Here is a 15,196-nt window from a genome sequence, read left to right on the forward strand (position 1 = left end):
GGATTCACCAAAAATGGTGAGTCTTTTTTCATGGAAATAAATTGATTATTTTAACAGATATGTTATAATATAGTTATAGAAACTTCCTATTTAATAGTTATTGGTTTGAAATATAGATTGAGCAAAAAAATACCATTTGTTGAAGGAGGAAAACGAAATGAGAAACAAATTATTTATGGCGACATTAGCAGCTGCTATTGCTGTTCCAGTGATGGTGGCACCTATTCCGACTCATTATGCTGAGGCTGCAGGAACAAAAGGAACTGTAGTATTGGCCAATAATCCTTTCAAAGATGTAAAAGTAAATTCTCCATACTATAAAATTATTCATGAAATGCGAGATGCTGGGATCATTCAAGGCTATGAAGACGGTACTTTCCGTCCAGATACAACAATCAGCCGTCAACACGCTGCTGCATTAGTTAGCCGTGCGCTGAAAATCAATGATTTAACACTTGAAAAAACAAAGGAATTTAAGCAGCCAAAGGATCTACGTACAGATAGTCCTTTTTACAATGACATCAAGGACTTAGTAGAGGCAGGGCTTTTAGAATTAGACAGCCAGGGCAATGTAAACCCGAATAAGCCTTTGACACGTGGGGAAATGGCGAAAATTATTGCTGTAGCTTTCAATCTTGAAGTGAAGGCAGATTATGTGTTTGGGGATGTAAAAGGTTCAAAATATGAGGAATACGTGAAAGCATTATATTCAAATGGCGTAACGACAGGTTATGAGGACTATACGTTTAAATTGAATGGTTCTTTAACGCGTGTTCACTATGTCCTTTTCATGCACCGTGCTATGAATATAGATGTTGATTTTGTAGCAGAGCCAATTCCAACACCAACACCGCAACCAACGCCAGAACCAAAGCCAGATCCTGCACCAACGAGTAAGAGTCCAGTTAAGTATAGCGATTGGAGCTATCAGGATATTAAAACAAAAATCCCACGTCCAGCTGGCTATGTAGCAGGTGAACATGAGAAGAAGAATGCTGAATCTTTGTCAGAAATTGTGAAAGAGAATGGGCATGGTTTCAGGACTAGTTTTGATATAGAAGCAAATTCTCCAACAAGGACTTCTTCTACATTTTTTAAAGGTTTTGAAGATGAACTGCGTTACAGTGCTGAACAAGTCGGTGTGACTTATGAGGAATATGTCAAGATTATTAATCGAGTGATTGAAACAGGAGAAGTCTATAGTAGTGATACGTTTGCTATGTACTTTAATTACCAGAACGGAAGGATATATCAGTCTGGTGTTCGTAACAACTAATGTATAAATAATAATATTAAAAAGACCTTTTCAATTTGAAAGGTCTTTTTTGTATGAGGAAAGGGAGAATTTTCATGTTGAAAAAGGCATTTTCTTTACTTTGCTTGGTTGTATTATTATTATCAACTTTTAGCTTTGATAATAGTACGACAATTAAAGTAGAAGCAGCTACTACTGTGCCTATTAAAGATACCATTACTCTTACGGTGAAGTTTCCTGATACTGTAGGGGAAGGTTTTGGTGTGGAACCGACTAATCCAGAAGATATTCACATGATGGTAGATAGTCAAGGGCGAAGTCACCCCCACCGTACAGGATGGGGGGCTATTCAGTATTCTTGTGTACGTACTGATACTGAATATATTGCTGGGTATGATAGCTATGGAAATCCTATATGGGATGTTCATACGGTATCAGGTTGGAGACAAGGGAGAGACTACAGCACAGAAGATAGCCATGTTCCCCATCAACCTTCCGAAGTTAAAAAAGAGATCGTTGAAAAGTATGGACAAGAGATGTACGAACTAGCAGAAGCTGCAGGCGCTGTATTCTATTATGACGACACAACACCCATTCCTGCTCGTTTCCTTACAGGAGATATAGGGGACTATAACCGACGAGTAAACGGTACAACAGGTCGCTATTCGATTTATTATAAAGACACTACCTATACTGATAGTCATTGCCAGAATGGAGAAAAGGCTTATTTTTATCGAAATAATGATTTCTTTGTCACAACAACTTTTGATGTTGAGTGGAAGGAGCCAGAAGATAAGCAAGGAACAGGTTTAGGGAGAGCATATTGGGAATTAGAAAGAACGGATAAAAATGACCTCAGTGAAGTAGCTGTCTATAGTAGCTTTAAGGGAGAATACGATAAACATGTTGCAGTTCGAAACATTAAACATACAGTAAATCTTGATACGAAACATGTTGAACAAGAAGGACCGATTGAATTTACGATAAACGCAAAACAAGTCCAAAATAAGGACATGCAGTATGGCTTTGAATATGAGTATACCAACAAAGAAATTGGGTGGGTTTGCACAGGGAAAGGCGAAGATCAAGAATGTCATTGGGATGATCGTCCCGATTGGCGAGCTGTCCAAAAATTTGAGTTGAACGGTTCTATACCAGTTGACCATCAACAAAAGAAAGCTGAAAAATCGGATAAACTAGATAGCATTTTAGTAAAAAAATGGGTCGTTGGTAGAGAAGATAAGTATGGTCCATCGAAAGAATCAAAAGCGTATTATGAACAATATCATCGTGCTGAAGGGAATGAATGGCAGGATGAGATAAATTTAAAAACACAAACTACTTTGCCTATGACACCGGGAAAATTATTGTATAGCGTAGAGCTACCTTCAGGTAAACATAAAGACGGTGACTTTTATCCACTTATGAAAACACAAAGTTCGGGTACTTATAAAGCAGCTGAATTAGACGAAAGCCTACAATCTGAGTTTGAGGATGGAGTACAGCTTCAACAAAAAGTAATGAAAGATATGGGGATGAAAGGTGATCAACGGCAGTTCGAAGGGGAATTTGTTTCTGATTTGTTTTTCACGGCCTCTGGAACAGGCTTTATGTCGGGCTATAACTATGCGGAAAAGGTGAAGCAAGCGATTAATAATGATCAAGCACTACCGAGTTTCGCGCAAGTAATACAAGAGGGTGCAGCTAAAGGGGAAGCAGACTTTGTTCAATATACAAACGTGCCATTTGAGGATGAATGGGTCTTTACAAGTTCAGAAGAGGATCTTCCTCACTTACAACGTTATTCTTTACCAATTACACCGTATTCTCAATTAATGCCGAATGAAACGTACAAAAATCAATTAGAGTTAGTGGATATGGGATTAAGCGATCTGAGCTTTACATTTGATCAATCCTTTAGCTTTGAACATTTCTTATTTGGTTCGGGGTATGATGATGCCTGGATTATTGAGCAGCCAGAATCAAGAGTGCCTGTGACTGAATTTGAGACGGTGGAGTTAACGCATGAACAAGTGAAAAAACTTGCTAAAGCTGAAAGACAACACTCTAATAACAAAATTCATAACTTCCGATTTGTGGATCGGACTTTCCCTGATAAAGTAAGAGAAATCCGAGGCGCGCGATAAAATGACTATGATTTATCTGATAATTACTCCTATCCTAGTCTTTGTTATTTCATATTTTTGCGCAAGATATGTCGTATGGCCAATTTTTAAGATAATTAGTCAAATAGATAAGGATTCACCAAAAATGGTGAGTCCTTTTTCTATTAAAAAGTTTGAATGTAGAAAATAAGAAGGGAGGATTCGTTCATGGAAGATAATGAAATTATCGAGAAACATAAGATACTGGAATCCATTTTGCATGTGAGTGATGGTTTTCTTTGGCAAGATGTGTTTAGGGCGCTTGGAAGTGGCATTATCTACACATTAAGCTGGTTGAATCAATTATTAGAAGACATAGTGACCAAAATTATTACATTGAATGACTTTTATGCTACGGGCGCAATGGGAGAGTTTATGGATAAAGCAAGACCATTAATATGGATTGTATTCTTTATAGCTCTTGTGGTCCTGGGCTTTCAATTTATGTTAAATAAAGTGGAAAAACGGAATGAAATTCTCTTGAATATTGTGATGGCCGTATGTTTTATCGTCATCATTCCAGATTTAATGTCTAATATGCAGAAGATTATTGGTGTCGGAATTGAACAAATGAATCCTGAAAATGAGACGCTTGCTAGTAATATGATCAAAAGTAATGTGGCTGACGTTTTGTATTATGCCGAACATGATTTTCAATTTGCTAGTAGTACACGTGGGGATGAAAGTTCACCTCCACGACCAGCGAGCAAAGAAAATAGTTCAGTAGGAACTACAGATTATACTTATGCAAATCGTTTTTCTGATTCATCAGCCTTGCACATCCCCTTTTTACAAAAGCTTGACTTGCACGAAGATGATGGCTGGCTTTTTAAAGAAGATTGGGTAAAGCAATTAAGTGATGAGTCAAAAGAGGTTTTAAAAACGAAATCAGTTCCGACAGGTGTTGGCGACAGTTATCAAGTCGAAGAATTACAAGATAATGCCGTCCCTATGACGAAAATAGGTCGAGAAACTTATTATCGTTATCATGTCAATTGGCTGTCTTTAATTGTGTCCTTACTGGTAACGTCTATTGCGTTAGGTATCACAGTTTTAAAAATTGGCCGTGCAATTTTTGATCTAGCGTTCCATCAAATTTTTGGTATGTTCATTGCAGCTAGTGACCTTACAGGTGGACAACGGACAAAAAAAGTATTGGTGGAAATGGTCAATACTTTTGTCGTGATCTTTATAATGACGGGCCTCCTCCAACTATTCGTTTTGTTTGTTAATTGGGCAAACGGATTAAAGACGGATATTGGGATGTTTGGTGTCGTCATACTCATGATTGCTGGTGCTTGGGCATTGATTGATGCTCCTGATATTGTTCAACGTATGCTTGGTATTGACGCAGGTTTACGCAATGGATGGCAAGCGATGATGGGAGCTTATGCAGGAGGTAAAGCATTGACAGCTGGCGCACAGGCTCTTAAAAACGTAGCTCAAAAAGGTGCTGCTACTGTAGCAGGTGGCGCAAATATGGCGAAGAGAACTGTCGAAGGAATGCGTACAGAAACACCGTCAGAGGTAGGAAAACGTACTTCTGTGCCAGCGATACCTGGAAGTGGCGATGTAAAAACTATGCCAAAATCAGATGAACAGCATTCAAATTCTACTATGGGGGGTACTTCAGATTCTATACCGTCATCAGGTGAAAGTGATGGATTGAATGCACATGATCAGATAGCTGCAACTTCACAAGATTATGAGCCAATTCCGTCTAGTGATAACAGTAACCAGGTGGGTATGCCAGGCAGTATGGGAAGTGTTCAACCTGGTCAAATACCAAGTCAAGGTGGAAAGGAAAAAGGAAGTCCATCAATCCAACCAAAGACAGTAACAACACCAGCTAAACCACCAACAAATACAAGCACAAGTGATGTTTCACAACGGGGTGCTATGCAACGTCAAGAAAGTCAACCTATATCAGGAAGTCCTAGTGTTGATTCTTCAATACAAAGTGTAACTGGTCATGATGGCGACATGCACCAGGGACCAATTCAGCGACAAGAACATGTGCCAATTCCATCTAGTGAAGCAATCCCGTCTGAAGGGATCTCACCACAGCCAAGTACACCAGGCGTGACAAGACAAGTAGATACAGCAGCAACTATTCCAACAGGAGGTCCAAACGTTCGTCAAACAAGTGAGGCAATCCCGTCTGAAGGGATCTCACCACAGCCAAGTACACCAGGCGTGACAAGACAAGTAGATACAGCAGCAACTATTCCAACAGGAGGTCCAAACGTTCGTCAAACAAGTGAAGCAATCCCGTCTGAAGGAATCTCACCACAGCCAAGTACACCAAGTTCGACAAGTTCAGGAAATGTTCCAATGAGGTCGAACGTCCGACAAATGAGTGAAGTAATCTCACCTGGAAGGGTTACACAACAGGCAGGCACATCAGGAGTAATAACACCATCGAGTACAGGAAATGTGTCGACAGGTTCTAACAAACGTCAAACAAATGAAACAATCCCATCTGTAGGAGTTGGACCACAGCCAAATACACCAGGAGTGACAGCTCCAACGGTTATAGGAAATGGGCATCAAACTGTTACTAGTGGAGTAGTTCAACAAGGTTCTTCAGGAAATGTCCAACATGTTGCACCCCAAAGTTCGACACAGGCACAAGTAGTTAGTCAACCAACAGGAGGATCAAACGTTGTACAGCAAGGACCAGTTGTTTCGACTGTAGGAGGACAAGGTGGTACTGTTCAGCCTAATCAAAAGTCAACTACCATTGATCCTAAAACATATGGACATAAACAGGTGGTGCATACAAATACCATTCTTGGTGGTAATCCATCTGTCCAACAATTGAAAGAAAGCGTGACACGTGCTGGTAATAGTGGTTTTACACTTGGTCAAAATATTCGTCGTATGACCAATAATATAGGAAAAGGAAAAAGAAAAGGGAGTGACCAAGAATAATGTATGACATTCCAAAAGAAATTAAGGCAAAGCCTAAAATTGTTGGTTTAGAAGTAAAGGAGTTAATCATTTTATTGGTTAGCTTCTTTCTTTTTTTCACCGTATTAAAAGATTTAGTACATGGTATTTTGTTTATTCCTTATATATTGATGGCAAGTGGTACCTTGTTTTGGATGGTGTTGCCTTCCAGGAATAACCCACGACTCAAAAACTACATGTCATTGTATTTATATTTCAAGCGCAATAAATACACCTATCATGCATTAGATGTCAAAAAAATTATGAATGATTACTTATATGGAGAGGGGGATTATCGTGAATAAAGAGGAAATCAAGCCAATTATTGTCCCTTCTTATACCGAGGAAAAAGTGTCTAAAAAAAACTTCCTTAAAAAGTATCCTTTTTTTCTAAAGAATAAAAAGGCAAAAAAGAAGGTTGAAAGAAAATCTCATGTTTTACGGAAGACCCCTATGATTATGCCATTTATCGATATAACTGACGAGTGCATTGTGATGAAAAAAGGCTACTTTATGGAGATATTTCAAATTATGCCTCATGATTTACACTCACTAACAGATAACGATATAACAATAAAACTTTTAGAAAAAGCACGATTTTATCGTAGTTTTTCATCTCAGCACAAAGTTGTAGGGTTAAACTTTCCAGCCAATACAGAAAAGCAAAGGCTTTATTGGGAAAGAAAAAAAGAAAAAACGACAGATCCATTACGTTTACGTTTTATCAACAGAAAGTTATTTGAGTTAGAGTTTTTAGAACGCGAACGGACAAACCGTGAATTTTTCTTGTTTATCTATGCGAAGTCAACTCAGACTTTAGAGGATGAAAAAAAACAAGTAGTGCGAGGGATGCGACAATCATTCCCTTTGCAAGCTTTAACAAAAGAAAAGAAGCAAGACATTTTATTTATGATGTCTAATCAAAATTCTAAATTATAAGTAGAGGAGGGGATGTTTAACAATGAAGCTATTAGACTCTCTTATGAAGATGAAGCAGCCAGATAAAATGAAGCAAGAGGAGAAACAAGAGAAAGTGTATAATCCCACTTTTTTAGCTGCTATACAACCGCAAGGCGGAATTCAATTTAAAGATAAATACATTCAAAAAGGAGACGGTTATGAGGCCTGTATTCACATATGGGACTATCCAACGAATGTATCAAAACTATGGTTAGAAAAAATATTCTCCATGCGTGATGTCATTGTAACGATGGATAATGCAACAATGCCTAAAGATGAAACCGTTAGCGCGATTAATAAAAGTATGTTAGAGCAGACCGTACGTTATTCAAGTGGTAAACATCAATCTGAAAAAATGGATGCTCAAAATAGTTATCAAGAGTTAGAAAGACTTTATCAGGAAATTTCACAAATGGGTGAGGTCGTAAAGCTGGTCGATATTCGTTTATTTGTACATGCAAAAACGATTCATGAACTGGAACAAAAAGTACAAGCAGTTGAAACGGATTTAATTAGTTATGGATATAAGGGAACGATATTTCTTAATGAAAGTAGTTGGGAATGGCAGTCCCTTTTTGTCCCTTATCAAGAGCAACAAACATTTCCAAATAAAAGAGAAAGTAAAGGCATACCAGCGCTTTCATTAGCTGCAGGTTTGCCTTTTCATTTTTCAGAGCTTAACGATCCAACAGGAAGTTATCTAGGTACAACATTTAGTGGTGGTAATGTTATATACGATTTGTTCCATCGGGATAAAAAGCGTCGATACTATAATGCTGTTGCAGTTGGGACAATGGGAGCTGGTAAGTCAACATTACTAAAAAAGCTTTTTACAGACAATGGCTGCCGAGGGAACTTTATTCGAGGATTTGATGTAACAGGCGAATTTGAAACAACTGTCAAAATACTAAATGGCCAATTAATTAGTCTTGACGGTTCGCATGGTATTATCAATCCTTTACACATCTATCGCGTAAGAGATGGTTCGGATCAAAAAAGTGAAAAATTAAGTTTTATGCAACATCTATCAAAATTATCAACGTTTTATCAATTTTTAGCCGTCAACCCATCCACAGAGGAAATGGAAGAATTTCAGAAAATAACGCGAGAATTTTATTATTCTCTGGGGTTTGAAGAGCGTATTGAAACAACAGGTGTGACACAGTTAAAAAATGAAGAGTACCCAATTTTCAGTGATTTTTTAGTGTATGTTCGTGATGAGTTATACGAAAATGCTGCAAGACGTATCATCCGACCTGAATTATCTATTGCACGGGCTAATCGATTAGAAAAAATCGAATTGGTCATCGATAACTTGGTAAACACATATGGCCATTTATTTAATGGTCATACAACGTTACCAGCATTTACGAACGAACAAATCATAATGTTCTCTATTAGAAATCTGACAAAATTATCAAAGAATATTTTTAATGCACAAATGTTTAGCGCACTTTCACTTATTTGGGATAACCTCATTCAAATTGGTGCGCCCCAATTGAAAGCTATCTATGAAGATCCTAATTTTAATGAAGAAGACGCTATTCGATTTTTGGTCTTTATTGACGAGTCTCACCGCATTATCAATGCGGAAAATGTGCTGGCCGTTGATTATTTAATAGAATTCGAAAGGGAGGCTCGGAAATATCTTGGTGGATTGGTATTCGCCACACAATCCATTCGTGATGTTGTACCAGAGCATGCGGATTCAGAAGTTGTATCTAAGATTCGTACCTTATTTGAACTAACGCAATACAAATTTATTATGCAGCAAGATTCCAATACATTAGATGCTATGCGGACTATTTTTGAAGGACAAATTAGCGAAAGTGAGTTGGCTCAAATACCTCAATTGCAACAAGGAGATTGTTTATTGTCGATTAGTGGTGTTGGCAACCTGATGTTTTCCGTAGAAGCATCTGAGGAAGAATTAGCTATCTTTAGAGGGGGTATGTAGTATGCAACGATCTACCATGTCAAAATTAATTTTGGTAGTATTTATTGGTTTGGTCATGTTAGGTTTCATGATAAAAATGTTCTTCTATGATGGTAAAAATAAAGATGATACAGGCTTTGAGGGAGAAAATGAATACAGCTACACAGAACCAGTAGAGGAAGAAAGAACAGACTCAAAGATGGAAACTGATAAAGATCAACAAGTAACTGTAGGGAATACTGAAATCGATTATGACGCTGAGTATGGGGCTAAATTCGGTGAAGATAAGGTACAGGCAGCTGAGAAACTAGCGGAAAAAGTTATGCAAGCTTGGCTAGAAAATAATACAGATATGGAGATGTGGAAGGAAATTTCTACAGCTCCTTTTTTAATTGTTGTGCAAAATGAAGTAATGGCTCCAAAGGATCAACTAACAAGGAAAGTCCAGTCACTTGATGTTTCTCCTACAAAGGCTTCAGGAGATCAAGATATACAATTCATGGTCTATGCGACATGGGATGTGCTGTCTGCAGGTAAAAAAGTTAGAGAACAATCCAACATGTATAAAATATCTTTGACACTTTCTGAGTCGGGAGAATGGTTTGTAAAAGAGTTGAGTCGTGTATGAAGCAACTCATTAATTTTATTGGACAGCAGATTGGTAAAAAGATTTTGGTATGGATTGCTGGGTCGTTAGGGTTTTCATTCTTTGCTATTGTGGCTGTCATTTTGTTGGCCATCATCATGATAATAGGTGCAGTAGGAGGCTCAACAAACAATCATTCTATTGGAGGGAATGGTTTATCAGCTTGTTCTGTGACAGGAGAAATTGATGAAGTAAGTTGGAATGCAGCCTTTTCCAATGCAGGGGCTTTCACTGGAAAAGGAGATTTATTTATAGAACTTGCAAGATTAAATGGCATTGATCCTGTATTGGCTGCAGCCATTGCTTTTCATGAAACAGGGCGAGGTACATCCAATGCGGTTGTAAATAAAAACAATCCAGGAGGCATCATGGACCCAGCTACAGGTTGGTCCAAGTTGATGCATTTTTCCTCATTAGAGGAAGGGTTGTCATACACAATGGCGAATTTAAAGCGTCGAATTATTGATGATGGACTCTCAACAATTGAGTCATTAGGGAGTGTTTATGCACCCATCGGGGCAGCAAATGATCCGAATGGATTAAATGCACATTGGGTACCAACGGTCACGAAATTTGCTAGTGAGTTGGGTGGATTAACGATGAATTGTTCGCCTATGGGTTCTCAAATTGTTGGAAATGAAGCTTTTAAAACGATTTTAAACGAGATGTTAAAGTACGAAGGATGGTCCTATGTTTGGGGTGGTTACAATCCAAATATGGGCTTTGATTGTTCAGGATTAATGCAATGGTCTTACGCAAAAGCAGGCATCCAACTTCCACGTACAGCCTATACACAATACAAATTTGCTCAACCAATAACACGGGATCAATTGCAACCAGGCGACTTAATTTTCTTTAAAAGTGCTAATTACGCACCAGTTACACATGTCGGTATGTATGTAGGAAACGGAAAAATGTTTAACTCGCAAAACGATGGTGTGCGTTATGATGACGCGTTAACAGGTTATTGGGGATCTGTCATTGTGGGTTATGGAAGAGTGGCCGATTTCTCTGAATAAAGGAGGGCGTTAAATTGTGAAATTAAAAATAAATAAAGGCTTAGAAAATAAATTTTATGTAAGTCTGATGTCGTTTCTCATCATTAGTTTTTTGATTATCTTCACATCCAAGTTGTGGATGTATGATGATAATCCAATTAAACAAACACCTTTTAACAAAGACATAGTTGGTTTAGAACAAACGACATTAATCTTAAAAAAATGGCACTATAATCCCGAAAAAGGGTTCATGGAAGTATTGCTGGAAACACGACACACAGGTTCAGATAACGTAAAACCTACATTTGCATTTGCGGCCAAAGCGTCGAAATCATTGGAGTCTTACCCTGTGAAAATTATCTACCAAAAAGATAATCAGTACGTTCTTCATATTTCTAAAGTGCCTGAAGAGTATTCTGTTATTGGTTTATTTGTTAAGGAAATTCGTGATCAAAAAATACTTGAAAGTGAGGCAAGGGACAAACTGTTGGCTGAAAAAGGCGCTGTCGATCCATCAGCTGTTTTAGATTTACCACAGCCGAAAGAAAAGATTATTGTTGGCGATTATCGAAAAATAAGTGAGGATAAAACCTTGAAAGAAAAGACACAGTTCGCCTATCAAGAAGAATTTATTGCGCTTGAAATTGACCAAATTGATAAGAAGATTCGTACGTTGGAAGGAGAACAGATTCCCTTACAAGATGACATTATTGCTTCAATACAAAACGAAATGAAGCATCTAGAAAGTGAGCTTGCCTATAAGACGGAAGACGAAAAACAAGAAGTACGTCTACAACTTGTAAAGAAAAAAACAGCGATTGAAAACGTCAATGAGAAGAAAAAAGACTATCAAAATCGACTAATAGAATTACAAAATAAGCGAAAGAAGTTGCAAGAAAAAATTGACATGATTGGCTCCGATGAAAAGAAAAAAGATGTAACTAATGACAAGTCAGTATAGTTGATTAAGATGAAATATATCTGCAAGAGTGGGAAAAATAGCTTGAATTTTTATTGAAAAACTATATAGAAAATATATAGAAGGGAATATATGTTTGTATAGAAAACATGTAGAAATGCACTTTTTTATGGGGACACCGAAATACTAGGCTCTGCCTAGTCTATCACCCCAGGTGATAGCAGATTTCCCTTATGCTCTTTCACTCAATAGCCTGCGTTCGCAGGCTATTTTCAGTTTCGCCTCTTTTAGAGACGAAACGCTCAACGCCCTAGCGACTTTGAAGTAAAGGAGAGATTGTACAATGGCCGAAATAAAGGCAAGGGTTGATCCAGCATTAAAGAAAAAAATAACAAGCATGGCCAAAAAAAAGAAGATGACACAAAATGATTTTATTAATCTTCACTTGAAACGAATAACGACTCCAAATTTATTTCAAGAAGAAAAAAATCGCTTCGAAGAAATGCTGGGGATGCATATAGAAGTGTTTGCGACTTTTGCAAAATCGAATGAAGAGTTGCTGAAGAAACTGATTTCAATTGAGGGCATTTTAAACCAAGAAGTGCAAAAAGTTTTTGGGCAAGAGGTGAACGAATAATGGGTGCTATATTAATTCGAGATGTCGATGAATTAGCAATAGATAAAATTGATAAAGCTGCTAAAAAAGCAAAAGTGTCACGCCAGGTTTATTTAAAATCTTTGCTTGAACGGATAGCTTATTTTGATGTGTTCATTGAGGAACGAGATCGCTTTGAAAAAGTTGTAACAGCTTCTCAAACACAGATGGAGCAATATTTATTACAACAAAGTGAGCTATATAAACATGTATTGCAAATTGAATCGATGTTGTACCTACTATTTGACAGCGATGAGGAAGAAATTCAACAACAATTATTGGAAGTTGGCGGAAGGGAGTTGAAACAAAATGAGTAATGAAAATAAGAAGCAACAAAAAAATCTCTTCTTAACTGAGTCCACTATTAAAAAAATTGAACAGTTAAAGAAGGATAGAAAATTATCTTCACATGGGGCTGTTATTGAGTATCTAGTTGATTCATATTTTGCTAATGAATCTTCTCAAAATCAAACGTTACTAACTGAAATAGATGCAATAATGTTACAACACCTGCAACGTTTATTGGAGCCACTAACAGAGGATTTAAAGCGAGTACGTGTAACAAGTAATGTTATTGATCGTAATACTCAAATGATGCTTGAATTTTGGAATCACTATTTCATTATGACAGATGCAAAACAGTTAGGTTCTACTGATCGATTAAAAACAGTGCCTTTTAATCAAGCTGAGGAATTAATAAAAAATCGTATTGCACATAATCGTCAAAAGAAAATCGATCAGGAAACCAAAAGAGCGTTGCCAGATAATCAAAGTTCTTAATGGATAGAGGGAGATAAATATGAATAATTCTCCTGGCGTTGTTTTAAAAAGTAGATTTGTTATGCCATCAAGCGATGAATATCAGGATTTTATTAATTATATTGATCGTGATGCTGCGAAAGTGAACGAGAAAATTATTACTGATGAAAATGATTCCTTTTCTGTTTTTTATCAGTATATGGACTATATGGGAGATGAAAACAAGCAAGGTGCATTGTTTTCATCTACTGAAGATATTATCAATATGGATCAAAAAAATTCATTAAAAGATTTGTTCAAGCAGGCTCAAGAAAATGGTTCTCCACTTTGGCAAGATGTGATTAGTTTCGATAACACTTGGCTACAAAAGTATGGATTAATGGATGAAGGTGGACAGGTCAATGAAGTGAAAATGAAAAATATTGTGCGCGCTGCAGTAAACGAAATGTTAAAAGCAGAGAATATGATCGATAGTGCGGTATGGTCTGCAGCTATTCACTACAACACAGACAACCTTCATGTTCATATAGCGACAGTTGAGCCGATACCTACACGGGTTAAAAAGTGGACAAAGAATTTTGAAACAGGTAAATGGGAAGAACAACTACGTGCCAAACGAAAACAAGGTTCCCTTGATAAAATGAAGTCGAAAGTGGCCAACCTTATTATGGATCGCACAAAAGAACGTAATCTTATTACCGATTTGATACGAGGTAGTGTGAATTTAAAAAAGGAAAAGGGGGTCGATTTATCTACACACCGTCAAACGAAAAGGCTTTTTCGAGAGGCACTTCAACGATTACCGCAAGATCGTTCTCAATGGAGGTATGGTTATCAGTCAATTGATGGGGCAAGGCCGTATATTGATCAGATCGTTGATATATATTTAAAACGTTACTATAAAAATGAAATGAAAGATCTTCATCGGCTACTGGATGAAGAAGTTGAAGTCATGAAAGAAAAGTACGGAGAAGGTAGCAAGTATCAAAACTATAAACAAACAAAATTAGAGGATTTAAAAAAACGTATGGGTAATGCGGTTTTAACTGAAATGCGTGCCTATCAAAAGGAAGCTGATCATCGTTTGTTTGAACTATCTAAATCCCAAAGGAAGTATCAAGCTCCTATGTATCGTCAAAATTTACATGTTTCTAAAGGGTTAAACCAGGCACTAAATAATTTGAATTATCGGTTACGAAAAACGTATCACGACTTTAAAAAAGAACGAAACATGGAAGAATTTGACCGCATGTTAGATGGATATGAGCGTTAGAGGAGGTTATTAAATGTCCTATCAAGTCAGATGTGAATCATGCAATAAAGTGCTTGATGTAATAAAAGAACCATATCAAGGAGTAATGTGTATGTCGTGTATTGATAATAATCTAGATATTGTTGTGATGTCTGCTCCAAAAGAAATTGGTTTCTTTGACGAAAATAGTAGATGGATTTCCCCCATGAGCTATTTAATTCAGAACCTTGATGGAAAAAATTATCTTATACATCGAGAGCTGGCTTTGGATGAACTATGTGAGTACGATGATGACCAAACTTTTTATTATCGATCACAAAAATATCTAAAAGAACTTACAAACATGCCCTCGAAAGAGGCTGCAGAAGAAATCATTAAAAGCTGGTGGAATGCATTTAATGAATTAAAAAATTTTGAAAATAAGAGGGATGGCAAAAATGAACAACATTCAATATGCGTTTATTAAAGAGTTAGAAGAACAGCATGTTACGCTTCGAGTAAATAGTGTAGACCTAAAAGTAGAGCTAACAGAGGATAATCGACAGTTTATCTTTGGGGCAATTCAACAAGGTACATTTATTGTGCCATTCAATCAAGAAAGCCATGAAATAATTATGGATACCTCATTACTTGAATATTTTCCTGAAACAGAACGTCATGAATTAGCAGATGCCCATTTGGTACCTGAAGAACTTTAAA

15 protein-coding genes are annotated in these 15,196 nt (G+C 37.1%); all 15 read left to right on the top strand.

Annotated features, from left to right (window positions below; translation table 11 throughout):
* Nucleotides 1-157: 157 nt before the first annotated feature.
* The 15 genes from NYE73_RS08725 (at nt 158) to NYE73_RS08795 (ending at nt 15,195) form a co-directional block, all read left to right on the top strand.
* Complete coding sequence (locus tag NYE73_RS08725; RefSeq protein WP_340815453.1) at nt 158-1,276, top strand: S-layer homology domain-containing protein; 1,119 nt, start codon at nt 158-160, stop codon at nt 1,274-1,276.
* A 77-nt stretch (nt 1,277-1,353) separates the two neighbouring features.
* On the top strand, nt 1,354-3,402 hold the full coding sequence (locus tag NYE73_RS08730; protein WP_340815454.1) for a hypothetical protein: 2,049 nt from the start codon (nt 1,354-1,356) through the stop codon (nt 3,400-3,402).
* A gap of 186 nt (nt 3,403-3,588) precedes the next feature.
* Entirely contained in the window at nt 3,589-6,354 is a 2,766-nt protein-coding gene (locus NYE73_RS08735) for a pLS20_p028 family conjugation system transmembrane protein (protein ID WP_340815455.1), read from the top strand.
* Complete coding sequence (locus tag NYE73_RS08740; RefSeq protein ID WP_340815456.1) at nt 6,354-6,677, top strand: DUF5592 family protein; 324 nt, start codon at nt 6,354-6,356, stop codon at nt 6,675-6,677. Before NYE73_RS08735 ends, NYE73_RS08740 begins: the two co-directional genes overlap by 1 nt.
* On the top strand, nt 6,670-7,311 hold the full coding sequence (locus NYE73_RS08745) for a hypothetical protein (RefSeq protein WP_340815457.1): 642 nt from the start codon (nt 6,670-6,672) through the stop codon (nt 7,309-7,311). The genes NYE73_RS08740 and NYE73_RS08745 overlap by 8 nt, the downstream gene beginning before the upstream one ends.
* A 22-nt stretch (nt 7,312-7,333) precedes the next feature.
* Complete coding sequence (locus NYE73_RS08750) at nt 7,334-9,289, top strand: VirB4 family type IV secretion system protein (protein ID WP_340815459.1); 1,956 nt, start codon at nt 7,334-7,336, stop codon at nt 9,287-9,289.
* A 1-nt stretch (nt 9,290) separates the two neighbouring features.
* Entirely contained in the window at nt 9,291-9,896 is a 606-nt protein-coding gene (locus tag NYE73_RS08755) for a hypothetical protein (protein ID WP_340815460.1), read from the top strand.
* Nucleotides 9,893-10,933 carry a C40 family peptidase gene (locus tag NYE73_RS08760; RefSeq protein WP_326141757.1) on the top strand — a complete coding sequence of 347 codons (1,041 nt, stop codon included), beginning with the start codon at nt 9,893-9,895 and terminating at the stop codon, nt 10,931-10,933. The genes NYE73_RS08755 and NYE73_RS08760 overlap by 4 nt, the downstream gene beginning before the upstream one ends.
* 16 nt (nt 10,934-10,949) lie before the next feature.
* Nucleotides 10,950-11,873, top strand: coding sequence for a hypothetical protein (locus tag NYE73_RS08765; RefSeq protein WP_340815461.1), 924 nt, complete (start codon nt 10,950-10,952; stop codon nt 11,871-11,873).
* 301 nt (nt 11,874-12,174) lie between these two features.
* Entirely contained in the window at nt 12,175-12,468 is a 294-nt protein-coding gene (locus tag NYE73_RS08770) for a hypothetical protein (RefSeq protein WP_004233224.1), read from the top strand.
* Nucleotides 12,468-12,803, top strand: coding sequence for a hypothetical protein (locus tag NYE73_RS08775; RefSeq protein ID WP_004233226.1), 336 nt, complete (start codon nt 12,468-12,470; stop codon nt 12,801-12,803). The genes NYE73_RS08770 and NYE73_RS08775 overlap by 1 nt, the downstream gene beginning before the upstream one ends.
* Complete coding sequence (locus NYE73_RS08780) at nt 12,796-13,266, top strand: hypothetical protein (RefSeq protein ID WP_340815463.1); 471 nt, start codon at nt 12,796-12,798, stop codon at nt 13,264-13,266. Before NYE73_RS08775 ends, NYE73_RS08780 begins: the two co-directional genes overlap by 8 nt.
* A 19-nt stretch (nt 13,267-13,285) precedes the next feature.
* Nucleotides 13,286-14,518: a MobP2 family relaxase gene (mobP2, locus tag NYE73_RS08785; RefSeq protein ID WP_340815464.1), complete on the top strand. Its 1,233-nt coding sequence runs from the start codon at nt 13,286-13,288 to the stop codon at nt 14,516-14,518.
* Between the two features lie 13 nt (nt 14,519-14,531).
* Nucleotides 14,532-14,963, top strand: a complete 432-nt coding sequence (locus tag NYE73_RS08790; RefSeq protein ID WP_004233234.1) for a hypothetical protein — start codon at nt 14,532-14,534, stop codon at nt 14,961-14,963.
* The gene (locus NYE73_RS08795; protein ID WP_004233235.1) at nt 14,935-15,195 is read left to right on the top strand and encodes a hypothetical protein; all 261 of its coding nucleotides are present in this window, start codon (nt 14,935-14,937) and stop codon (nt 15,193-15,195) included. The genes NYE73_RS08790 and NYE73_RS08795 overlap by 29 nt, the downstream gene beginning before the upstream one ends.
* Nucleotide 15,196 lies beyond the last annotated feature (1 nt).

The organism is Lysinibacillus sp. FSL K6-0102 (assembly GCF_038003545.1).
Lineage (GTDB): Bacteria > Bacillota > Bacilli > Bacillales_A > Planococcaceae > Lysinibacillus > Lysinibacillus capsici.